An 11,231-nucleotide genomic window follows, 5' to 3' on the forward strand; every position below is an offset into this window, starting at 1 on the left:
CGCCAGATCAGCCTGCAGCCGGTCCCCGATGCTCACCTTGTGCCCTGACAGGACATCTGACTGCCGCCTGGTACAAGCGTCCTCCAGATAGTCGTTGAAAGCGTCAAAGCTGGCGAAGGACGGAATGGGGACCATGAAGGTCCGGCGCATATAGCCGACCATGCCTTCAACCTTGCCCTTATCGTTGCCCTTGCCGGGGCGGCCATAGCGGTCCTCTATCAGATAGTGGGACAGGAAGGCCGAGAAGCTGTCGGTCCGCTTGCGCGTGCCATCCGGCAGAATGCGAGATACAAGACAGCGGTCATTGTCGTACAGGACCGACTGCGGCACAGCGCCAAAGAAGGCAAAGGCATGGTTGTGGCCGTCCAGCCAGGCCTCCGTCGTGGCCCGGGGATAGGCCCTGACATAACAGGCATCGCTATGCGGCAGGTCCAGCACGAAGAAGTGGGCCTTCTGCCGCACCCCGCCGATGACCACCTGGGCCTCGCCGAAGTCCGCCTGCGCGTGACCGGGGGTGTGGCTCAGCGGTACATAGACCTCGCGGCTGGTCCGACGGTACTCTCTCACATAGTCCTTGATGATCGTATAACCGCCATCAAAGCCATACTCGGAGCGTAGGCGCTCGAAGATACGCTTCGCTGTATGGCGCTGCTTGCGCCCTACCTGGCGGTCACCCTCCAGAATACTGTCGATGATGTCGGTGTAGCCATCAAGCTTGGGACGCCTGACCGGCACTGAGCGCCGGTAGCCCGGCGGCTCTGAATGCGAGAGCATCTTCGCGACTGTGTCACGGCTGATCCCGAAACGCCGGGCAGCCTCCCGGTTGCTCAGGCCTTGCACATGGCACGCAAGGCGAACCCTTCTGTATAAATCCACTGAATAAATCCTCCGGCCCTCCCATCAAATGGAAAAGCCAAAAAGTGGCAGACTTTTACTCCGCCCGCAGCAACACAACGCCGCCGCTTCAGTGGCCTACTTTTACACCGCCCTATACAACGGTGACATCGCAGGTGGCCCTTTACGCGCAATTTGCACCCGCGTCGGTGAAGACGGCAACCTCAACCAAATACCTGCCAAAGAAAATACTTATGACAGCCCAGCATCAAAAAGCTACGTCGAGCCATCTCGAGCGGAAAAGTCGCTACCTAATGCCGTTTCACCGCGCCTCCAGAACCGCTTCAATCGTAAAATCACTCGACGACTTGTCATGGCACAGCTGTTGTCAGGCGCTAGCCACAAGGCCCTCAGTGACCAAGACATCGCACTCATCAAGAAAGAATGCTTCGAGCTCCTCAGCGCGGGAGACCTTCAAAGCAGTCCCGCATGGGAAAACGCTCTATTTATCATGCTCTCGTTGGTCACGGGTCGCTCCACTAGTTTTCTTCGAAGTTTGAAGGTAAAACCTCAAACAGCAAAAGGCTTTCCAAGCGAACCATGCTGGGCAATACTCGATTTTCGGTATTGTCTCTATGATGTGCCCAACATCCCGAGAGGCAGCCGCCCTGACATGATTGGCGAACGCAATGCCAATGAGGCGCTTCCACAGAAAAAAACAGCCGGCGTCTTCATACACATTCCAGATGAACTGGCTGAAGGGCTGGTACGCCTTCATAACCGCTTTTCCCCAAAAAAGACGAGACTGCCTGAAACAGAAAGTCAGACTCTATCCGCCTTCGCCTCACTCAAGGACCGCAATGTCTCGCCGGCAAAAATTCAAGCGCACCTTGCCCTTTCTTTGAAGCATCAGGGTGTTGACGATGTCATTGCCGGATATGTCAGCGGCAAAACCGCTGATCAGTTGCCCGCTATGTATTACACTCAGGTGTCGCAGGCCGACATTACTGCAGCGCACTCCAATTACTTGGTTGGGCTTGGCTTCGCACCGTCACCAGCCATGCCCGATGATCAGAAGATCGGTAGCATGCTCGTACCCACCCCTGAGTGGACTGGAGAGCTTTTCAACTACATGCGTACACAAATCGCGAAGGTTGACACTGGCAAGCGGGAGGACCTCTTCAATCATCACAACTACCTAATGTTTTATACCTATTTGGTCCTTTGCCTTTCCACCGGGCATAGGCCAGTAAAGGCGCCCTTTCAATACCTCAGAGACTTTGACCTGACCTCAGGATTTGTTTGGATCAGCGACAAAGTTGTAAGGACAAATCACGCATCCCGTGTCGTACCTTTGTGCGACACAGCTCTTCAACAAATGCGATACTATGTGGAGCATTTACGCCGACTCCGCGATAGGCTCCGGCACACTGATTACGAAACCTCAAGCTATATCGAAAATGCTCTCAGAAGCGTAAACCCTGTCCTGTTCGTGTTTGATGAAGAAGGCAAGAGCTTTCTTACACCCAAAATTCTGCAATCCTGGCATGGCTTCATCAGCGCCCTACCCGGCAACTGGAACCGCCATACGTTACGAAGTCTCTTAACGAACGCTGTGCCTTATAACTGTCTCAACGCGTTCATGGGGCATGCTTTGATCGGTATTGGTCCGTTAAGCGGCACGAGTGGTTTTGAGTTTGCGTCACTCCGGTCTCTGAACTGTCATTTAGAGCAAATCTTGCAGCGCTACGGGGCCATTGCCCTCGCAGACACACCGCAGCACTATGTCATCGAACCATATGAACCAGCCGGCAATCATACTGCGCATGTCGGTCGCAATGGAAGGGCGAAAGACCGCGCCCACCTGCTAAAGCGAGCTGTAGAAAAGTGTGATGAAATACAAAACGAGGTAGGTTTCTGTCGCGAAAAGATCACGACCGCGGAGGACTACGAAGTCGCTCTTGCTGAAGCCGAAAACCAGTTGCATGCCCTGAACCTGTCCGCGGAGCAATATTGCCGTGCGAAGAGCCACCTACAAAAACGTGCAAAGGAAATTATTGATGCCCATGGCATCGCCGTAAGTCTGCCATCGGTCCCTGCACAAGTGTCATTTGAACCGTCTTTTCGCACCGAAAAATGGTTCACCCTTGCCCGGTATATCCATGCTTGGGACAAAGCTTTCTATGAAAGACTGGAAGAGTTTGGCCGGTCATCGCAGGAAGACGATCTGACCCTGATCGGGCTCATTCTCTATGCCGCGACCACTAGAGGCGGGTTGGCCAATGCAAAGCTGCTAGCGGATCTGGCGGTACAACTCTCGGACCACACTGTAAAACCTCAAACCATGGGGCCGTATGTCTGGTTTGACCTCGACATTCCCATCGACGGGAAGGAAGGCCGATATAGCCTCAAAGTTGGAAATAAGTGTCACCAGCATCGACATTGGTTCGTTGACGAAGTCAGCCTTGCGTTGATCATTCGCCTCTATAAAAAACGGTCGCCCAACAGCGATGTACCGCTAGGCAAGGCGCGGCTTCTGAAGGCGAATGTCTTCGACCTCATTAAAAAAGCAATTTTTGGTGAAGACACAAATCAAACCCCTATTACGGATCTTGAAAAACTCACCTCCGCGGCACTCTGGCGGCACGACAGCATAGCGGGCCCGGGCATCAGCGAGGCCCTACAGTCCCTGGCATCCGGTCGGTTCCAGACTTTCTCCATTGACCGCCAGGCATGGATTGGCTTGTTCAACGACATACCGGTAGCCACCCATATGCCGGCATCCGTTTCCTATAAGGCAGATGAACGAAAAGCGCCGTCGCGATATCGGGCTGAGGACCCACATGTGTGGGGGTCATTTTACGAAAACCACCTAATTCCGGCACTGCGACCAGTGCTGCAAAACCACACCAAAGTCAAAATCTCTGAAGTGTTGGTAAATTTGGAAGCGCTCAAGGAAACCGAAGACCTTCCGACCCATCTCCACTTGGCCCTCGACTGGCTAATCGATGTAGGGAAGCGCGGTGACAAACCTTCCACACTTCAACGGTATTGTTCCGCCTTTGTTTCCGTTTGGTTGCTGGAAACGCATGGTAGGATTCCGGACCTGCATGATGCCGAAGAACTTGAAGAGCTCTATGGTAACCTGTTGACCTATCATGACAGCCCTAGCGAAGTTGCCTATATGCTTGGACGAATGGCTGATTTTCATGCCTTTGGCATGAGGGATAGCCGCTATCGACTACCTCAGATCGAGAACCAGCAATGGCACCAGTTTAAGCGCCATTCCCTTGTACGCACAAAAGTGCTGTCGTTCCGGCAGGTTCAGGCAGCAATTGATTTAATGACAAGCGGTGAGCCCAGTGCGCGAGAAAGGCGAAAAATCTCTCTTTTTGTCATGCTCGCGTATCGCACCGGCATGCGCCTCACTGAACTCGTGAAGCTGCAATTGAAAGATGTGGAGATCTCAAAAGACTGTGTCATTTCGATCCGGGACAATCAATTCGGCAACAATAAATCGCGCGCAGGCCGGCGGCAGATAAACCTAGGTGTTTTCCTCGATGATAGGGAGATGGGTGAGTTTAAATCGCTGATGGCACAATATGCCAGAAAGACAAACCGCAACCTTCCTGTCTTTTCCTTTGGCAGCACAGGAGCGCCGTACCATGGAGGGCAAATTTCCAAAATGTTCTCCCAGGCAATTGAGCAAGTCACGGGTGATGCAGATGTCGTTTTTCATAGCCTGCGCCATAGCTGCTTGTCCTGTCTGCACGCAACGCTTGAGGGCGAGGCCGAAATTGCGCACATGATCGCCGGCTTATCGGTGGAAAAAATGGAAGCAATTCGGGAACACCTGGTGGGTCACATCGGCAACCGCATGGGCCTTTATTACACACTTGCGGCCTTTGCCGGTCATGCTGGTCCCAGGGAGACGATGCTGAGCTATCTGCATCTCTCTGACCTGATCATTTTCTCCAAGCTTCAAAGGCAGCGGCTGGAGATTGGCACCGACAAACTAGCCCAAATCGCAGGTGTGCAAGGCTCGAAGATCGCAGACCTCGACTCTAATGAGCGCCATCAATATTTGGTTCGGCACAAGGTACCAGCGATCGCGTCATCCTACCCATTTGTGTTGCCCGCCGAACAGAAACCTTCCTCAAGTGGTACAGAAGAGGGTCATACGACCCAAGCCAAGCATGACTTAATGCTGGTTGATGAGATTTTACGCGCGCTGCAAGAAGGCTCTAAAGCGCGAGATCTTGCTTTCCAATACGACGTGGACAGGGAAGTGATCGAAAAATGGCACCAAAAAGCCATCGAGCTCCAATCCCTTAAAACGCGCCGCGGAAATTCTCGGCTGTTTGGAAAGGACAAAGAAGCCTCCATTCGTCTCCGGGCACGGAACGATAATCGAGTGAAAGCGGAACTCGATCGGGTTTGCCGCGGCATGCACGCAAAATTGGACTGCTGGTCAGCGGAAGAGATCGAAAGGTTTATGAAAGCCATTCTCTTGGCATCATCGCCAGACGCAAGATCATATCGAATTCATGATCCAATTTTTGCCGCCGAAATCGTTGAATTTTTCCTGCCCGAGATTCCGGTTGGGAGATGGAGAATGGAAATCGACATCCCCGAAGGTCCGGACTTCAAGGCATCCAGGGATAGATGGAAGCTGCACAACCCGTGGCTTTCAGAGAGTGACTTTAAATCACGCCCGCAAAAGATTTCTGCGCATCACCAGGATGGAATCGGGCTTTTGCGTCTAACCCACCCAGCCAAATCCGATAATTCCAGTCTCCCAAAGCTGGTCGCTTACCTGGTATCCGTTTCATATGACGAGGCCGATTAATTTTTTCTCGAGCAAGCCATACGCAGGGGCCATCCTTAGCATAAAAGAATGTTCAACTTTTTTATGGATGGACTTTGGACCGACTGGCTACAATTGAAAGGCAAAAGGTTCTGCGCATTGCTGAATGTGGGGCTAGGCAGTTGTTTGTCCTGACCGGTGATGGCGGATAACCTGCGTGGGCACCGGGTCGGTTATATTCATTGATGGGGATTTAATAATGCAAAAGCAGGCTCTTGTCCTTGGAGCGGGCGGTTTTATCGGCAGTCACCTTGTTAAACGGCTGAAGGCGGAAGGTTTCTGGGTTCGCGGTGTCGACCTGAAGTTCCCGGAATTTGCCGAAACCGAGGCGGATGACTTTGTCATTGGTGACCTGCGTGAGCAGTCGATCTGCCGCGAAGTTATCGACCGCCGCTTTGACGAGGTATATCAGCTCGCGGCAGACATGGGTGGTGCCGGTTATATCTTCACCGGCCAACACGACGCCGACATCATGCACAACAGCGCAACCATCAATCTCAACGTGGTAGACCTCTGTCACAAGCGGAACATCAAGCGTGTATTCTACAGCTCGTCCGCCTGCATGTACCCGGCCTATAACCAGGAAGACCCCGATAACCCCAATTGCGCCGAGGACTCGGCCTATCCGGCGGCACCTGATAGCGAATACGGCTGGGAGAAGCTCTTCAGCGAGCGTCTTTACCTCGCCTACAACCGCAACTTCGGCATGCAGTGCCGTGTCGCACGTTTCCACAATATCTTCGGCCCCGAAGGCACATGGACGGGCGGCAAGGAAAAGGCCCCGGCGGCTATCTGCCGCAAGGTGGCGTCCGCGGCGCAAGGTGGCGAGATCGAGATCTGGGGTGACGGCACGCAGACCCGCTCCTTCCTTTTCATCGATGAATGTGTCGAGGGCATCCTGCGCCTGACCCGTTCCGATTTCGAAGGCCCGGTCAATATCGGCTCCGACGAGATGGTCAGCATCAACCAGCTCGTGGACATGGTGACGGAGATTGCCGGCAAGCCGCTCAGGAAGCGCCATATCGATGGCCCGCTGGGCGTACGCGGCCGCAACTCTGACAACCGCCTGATCGAAGAGAAACTGGGCTGGCGTCCGAACCAGCCGCTCTCCGAAGGCCTGAAACAGACCTACGCCTGGATTGAACGTCAGGTCAGGGGCAACAGGTAGTCAAAGTTCAGCACGACCAACGACACAGTTCGGACCCAATTATCTGCACGTAACAGACCGAATATGTTTTGCAGGATTGTGAAAATATTCAAATAGCCTCGCGACATTGCGTGCGTCATCGAGGGCCGAATGATGTCGGCCCTCGAAGGTCAGATTGACCAGCTCCAAGGCTTTTAGAAGCCCGACCTGTCTACCTTTGCGGATGTGCTGCTTCTGGAACAGCTTCTTGGCATTCCGGTGTGGCGGCAAAGGAAGAACAAGGTTGGATCTTTTGGCGCTCGCATCCAGCTCGAGCTGCTTCAGGTCATAATTGCCCCAGGAATACCAGCAATCCGGCCACGCCTGTAAGCCGAACAACCATTGTCGTAGTGCTTCCATCATGTCAGCAAAACCCGGAGCGTCAGCCAGCGTATCCGCCGTGATGCCGGTTACGTCCGTGCAGTAAGGAGAAACCTCTGTATAGGCCGGTTTGACATATGAATGAAACTCACCAACGCCTTCCCCGGCCTCATCAAGGGCAACCACGCCGATTTCGATCGTTTCCATATCCTCGACCGTGAGATCACGACCAAGGGTCTCCCTGTCAAAGCAGGTAGCTTCCAGATCGATGCAGAGAAATGTTTTCATCTGACTATCCTGTTTCATAGTCACCAATCGGCTCATAGGTGAAGGGCAGAAAGTTGCAGCTTCGGTCCAACTCGATCCGCTGCTGAAGGTTCGCCTCAAGTTCTTCGAGGGACTGGCCAATCTCAACCATGGTGAGGCGTCCATTTCTGAAGCCCGCGCCTGTATCCAGGTAGATTACGTTCCCCAAGCGCAAAATGGCATTATTGGAGGTATGGCCGACCAGTACGAGATCCACGTTGGCAACTGAAGTCTGATCCTTGTCCTTGATCCGCCTTCTACCCCACAGGGTTTCCATACGTGGTTGGTGCCCCTCTACCGCGGCGTGCCAATCAGTTGGGGCATCGGCATGCATGAGGCCAATATGGGAACCGTCAGGCAGTAGCAAGGTCATGCTGAGCGGCAAGCGCTCGACAAAGCGGTCACAGAGATATTGTACTTCTTCCTGCTGCTCTTCGCTCAACAGATCGAACCAACCGCCCCCGTTGACGCGCCAGAAATGTTTATCGGAGCGAGGATTGACGGCATTGAGCATCATTTCATCATGATTGCCGAGCACGCTATGAAACCAGGGCTCGGCAAGCAATTTGACACATTCATAATTCTTGATGCCCCGGTCCGTCAGATCTCCAAGAACGATAAGGTGATCCCGGGCTCTATCGAAGCCAGCTTGGTGCATTTCCTGCCAGAGCTCATCGTAGCATCCATGAAGATCGCCACAGACAAACGTTCGCCCATCCCTAGCTACAGATACGACCCGGTGGCTAGGGTGAATATTGTTCGGTAGCTTTGGCATCGCAGGCCTCAATCTTCATACATATTCCCGAGCTCGCGGCGCGTAATAGAAATACATTGGCATCAATGTCTCAACGAGTAAAACATCGTGGCGCAAGCATGAAACATGAATACGCGTAGCCATAAATTCAACCCGAAAGTAGGTAGGCGGTAGACCTAAAAATTGGTTTCGTTCCAGTTAGAAGACAGGGTCTGCAGCTGTGATGAGCCCGGAGGTGGCGCAATATCCAGTGCACGGATGCTCGTCTCGCCTTTCCTTTTTTTCCTTACATTGGGGTTTATAGTGTAGTGGCCCATTCGCTGGGCCAACCCCTCGCTTGAACGGTAGACATAGGCGCCCCCTTGGTACTGAAAACGGTACCCCCTTCAACTTTCGTCCGAAGAAAGGTATCGAAATCGATACTTTTTTGTTGAACGGTACCGAAAAGGATACCATACTAATACCACAACACATTCAAGGTATGGAAATCGGTACCATGGAAGCTCTCAGACAAGGCATTGTAACCTTCAAGGGACAGAAAGTTGGACATCTCGAGGAAGTTCCCGAAGGTGGCACCGCATTCACATATGATGCCGACGCACCTGAAATTGGCTGCTCGCTGCCCCGTAAGGTGGACCGCCATGCCTACCGTGCCGGTGTGCATCCATTTTTCAGTAACCTTGCCCCTGAAGGGTGGCTACGTGCCCGACAGGAAGCAATTGCTGACACGGAGGACGAAGACGACTTCGGTCTATTGCTGGCATTCGGGCAAGACTGCATTGGTGCCGTCGGCATTGCGCCAACCAGTGGAGAACGTCCCACAATAGCCCTGGCCTTGGGGGCAGACGCCGAGACACAAGCGATTGCAGGAAGCCGGCGTACGATCTCCGGCGTGCAGGCCAAGCTTCTATGTGTAAAAGAAGGAAATCGTTTCACCCCTGCAGCGCACCAAGGGCCAGCCCCCTATATCGCCAAATTTGCCCGGGACGATCTCGGCGACCTAGTTCAGAACGAGGAAGCCTCATTGCTTCTGACTAAAGCACTATTGCCCGACGATCAGGTTGTTTCTTTCCAGCGGGGTATCGTACAGAATATCGACAAACCGGGACTCATCGTTGAACGCTTTGACCGCTACTATGGTGACGGCACGGAAAACAAACTCCGGTGTGAAGACTTCGCACAAGTCCTTGCAATTTCACCCGGGCGAGACCGGAAAAACAAATACCGGGTAGACTATGATGCTCTTTCTGAGGCGCTAAAATATTCAGCCGCGCCGAAACTGGATGCCTATACCTTGTTTCGCAGAATTGTGGCCTTTGCAATTCTTGGGAATACCGACTGCCACCTGAAGAACTGGAGCCTACTGGAAACACCAACAGGACTTCGCCTGTCACCTATCTATGATGTACTCAATAGCTACATCTATGGTGGAAAGGGCTATAGCACTGTCTTCGGCCTGGAACTCGATGGCAAACGTTTGCAGTGGCAGGAATATGACCGATCGATCCTCACAGAAGTTGGCGGGAAATTGGGCCTCAATCAGCGAACAATCGAAGCCGTTTTCGCCGAAATCAAGAAACGCAAATCTGCCTTAAAGGAATGCCTCCAGAACAAAGTGTCCTTGAATGATGACCTGCAGTATCAGTTCACCGCAACAATTGAAGAAAAGTGGGAGACCCTTTATGGCTGAATCCACAATTGAAATGCCGGTGAATTTCGGAAAGCTCCCCAACCTCAAAGCCTTGGGGCAGTATGCCAAAAGCAAACGTCGCTATGAGAAGATCAGCATTAAAAAGCTGGCCTTGCTGGTTGGATGTTCCCATACGTCGATCATCGAATTTGAAAAAGGGTCCGGCAAGATCAACCTTTCGACTGCTTGGCGTATTCTGGATACCCTTGGCCTTGTAAACCCTGACGCAGCCGAATATCAGCATGTGATACGTAACGCACCAAGCGATACAAATACCTAGGAAAACTGAACCAAGCTACCTGGCGTCGTTTCTTCTTAGTGAGCAAGACGTCCGGGAATCTTAGGGGCTACTCAGGGGAGCATTTCCTGCCATACGGTTGCGAGCACAAACGTTATTTTGCGAAAATGTACACAAGTATAACCATGTATAGTCCGCTTGCGATATACTTGGTTATACTTCGTTAGAAGCGATTGAGCTTAGCTCTATCGATCCGGGAGATTGCACGGCGGACAGGACTACCTCGCAATACTATTCGCAAATATTTTCAATCAAATGCCTCAATGGGCCGGTAATACCCCCAATAAATAGCGGTACTCAAAAGTAGAATTTTCTCGTAACCAGAACGCAGGAGATTTTACATGAAGACATCACGTTATTCGGACAGCCAGATCATCAGCATCTTGAAGCAGGCGGAGGCTGGCACGCCGGTGCCTGAACTGTGCCGGGAGCATGGAATGAGCAGCGCCTGCTTTTATCGGTGGCGTGCAAAATACGGAGGCATGGATGCCTCGCTGATGAGCCGAATGAAAGAGCTGGAAGCGGAGAATGCCCGGCTCAAGAAGATGTATGCCGATGTGCAGCTTCAGAATGATGTCATCAAGGAAGCCATGGCAAAAAAGTGGTGAAGCCGTCCCGACGTCGCGAGATGGCAAGAACTGCTGTCTGCAAGGGGCGGCTGAGTATCAGGGCGGCGTGCAGCGCCTTTTCGATCAGCGAGACATGCTACCGGTATAAACCGAAGCTCTCAGACGAGAATGCCGAGATCGCTGACTGGCTTGTCGGCATAACCGATCGTCAGCGCAACTGGGGTTTCAAACTGTGCTTTTTGTATCTACGCAACGTGAAGGGCTATGGCTGGAACCATAAGCGTGTGTACCGGGTCTACCGGGAACTGGAGCTGAACCTACGGATCAAGCCGAGGAAGCGTCTGTATCGGGAAAAGCCTGAGCCACTTTCTGTGCCTGAGGCGATCAATGATGTCTGGAGTATGGA

Annotated in this window: 8 protein-coding genes and 1 pseudogene; 6 read left to right on the forward strand and 3 right to left on the reverse strand. The window is 52.7% G+C overall.

Annotation, left to right across the window (positions count from 1 at the left end; all coding sequences use genetic code 11):
* A partial coding sequence (istA, locus tag KORM41_RS10275; protein ID WP_156431867.1) for an IS21 family transposase occupies nucleotides 1-876 on the reverse strand: 876 nt, incomplete at its 3' end.
* Nucleotides 877-904: 28 nt separating this feature from the next.
* Here istA and KORM41_RS10280 point away from each other — a divergent pair.
* Entirely contained in the window at nucleotides 905-5,683 is a 4,779-nt protein-coding gene (locus KORM41_RS10280) for a tyrosine-type recombinase/integrase (protein WP_082719845.1), read from the forward strand.
* Between the two features lie 217 nt (nucleotides 5,684-5,900).
* Complete coding sequence (locus KORM41_RS10285) at nucleotides 5,901-6,869, forward strand: NAD-dependent epimerase/dehydratase family protein (RefSeq protein ID WP_068147223.1); 969 nt, start codon at nucleotides 5,901-5,903, stop codon at nucleotides 6,867-6,869.
* 39 nt (nucleotides 6,870-6,908) lie between these two features.
* On the opposite strand, the gene KORM41_RS10290 is transcribed toward KORM41_RS10285, so the two are convergent.
* Nucleotides 6,909-7,496 (reverse strand): 3'-5' exonuclease, encoded by a 588-nt coding sequence (locus KORM41_RS10290; protein WP_197421046.1) that lies wholly within the window; start codon nucleotides 7,494-7,496, stop codon nucleotides 6,909-6,911.
* Between the two features lie 4 nt (nucleotides 7,497-7,500).
* A complete protein-coding gene (locus KORM41_RS10295; RefSeq protein ID WP_082719847.1) occupies nucleotides 7,501-8,289 on the reverse strand; it encodes a metallophosphoesterase in 789 nt (262 codons plus the stop codon).
* A 460-nt stretch (nucleotides 8,290-8,749) separates the two neighbouring features.
* Between KORM41_RS10295 and KORM41_RS10300 the strand changes: the two genes are divergently transcribed.
* From KORM41_RS10300 to KORM41_RS21560, 4 genes and pseudogenes are all read left to right on the forward strand, one after another.
* Entirely contained in the window at nucleotides 8,750-9,958 is a 1,209-nt protein-coding gene (locus KORM41_RS10300) for a type II toxin-antitoxin system HipA family toxin (RefSeq protein ID WP_082719848.1), read from the forward strand.
* Nucleotides 9,951-10,238: a helix-turn-helix domain-containing protein gene (locus KORM41_RS10305; protein ID WP_068147234.1), complete on the forward strand. Its 288-nt coding sequence runs from the start codon at nucleotides 9,951-9,953 to the stop codon at nucleotides 10,236-10,238. The genes KORM41_RS10300 and KORM41_RS10305 overlap by 8 nt, the downstream gene beginning before the upstream one ends.
* Nucleotides 10,239-10,429: 191 nt before the next feature.
* Nucleotides 10,430-10,531: a helix-turn-helix domain-containing protein gene (locus tag KORM41_RS22490; RefSeq protein WP_156431940.1), complete on the forward strand. Its 102-nt coding sequence runs from the start codon at nucleotides 10,430-10,432 to the stop codon at nucleotides 10,529-10,531.
* 66 nt (nucleotides 10,532-10,597) lie between these two features.
* Nucleotides 10,598-11,231, forward strand: a pseudogene (locus KORM41_RS21560) (transposase); the annotation flags it as partial.

The sequence above is a fragment of the Kordiimonas lipolytica genome (assembly GCF_001550065.1).